Here is a 422-nt window from a genome sequence, read left to right as displayed (position 1 = left end):
AACTGTATTGCTTAGTTCATAATATAGAAAAGCTGCAAAACACGATGCATTAATAAAGGTAAGCTGCTACCTCTCCAAATAAGCCACTTAAACACCTGTCATACCTTCCAAAACGCCCATTAAAGCAACAGTAAATCCTCTTTTTATATTTCACGTAAAATCGAAGTAACCGATTGAATCAAAATAGGAACTCGGCTATGGTTAATACATCAATAAAAATAAATTAAAAACGAGTTATTCTACAGCCTCGTTAGCTTCTTTTTGGAGAGCACATGGAATTACCCAAATTCAAGTATCACTGTAATGGTCAACAAATTCTGTAGAGATTCTAAGCGGCATTTTTTAATTCATTATATTTCTGATGTGGCGTCATATAATTAAGCGTAGAATGCCTACGTTTGTAATTGTAAAACTGAATATAA

General features: G+C 32.9%; 1 protein-coding gene. It reads right to left on the bottom strand.

What is annotated here, in order from left to right; all coding sequences use genetic code 11:
• Positions 1-328: 328 nt before the first annotated feature.
• A partial coding sequence (locus H5154_RS24270; RefSeq protein ID WP_404936147.1) for an IS3 family transposase occupies positions 329-422 on the bottom strand: 94 nt, incomplete at its 5' end.

Origin of the sequence: Pseudoalteromonas sp. SR44-5 (assembly GCF_014163675.1) — a bacterium.
Classification (GTDB): Bacteria; Pseudomonadota; Gammaproteobacteria; order Enterobacterales; family Alteromonadaceae; genus Pseudoalteromonas; species Pseudoalteromonas rhizosphaerae.
Note: the sequence above shows the minus strand (reverse complement) of the source record. Positions and strands in the feature narration are given on the sequence as shown.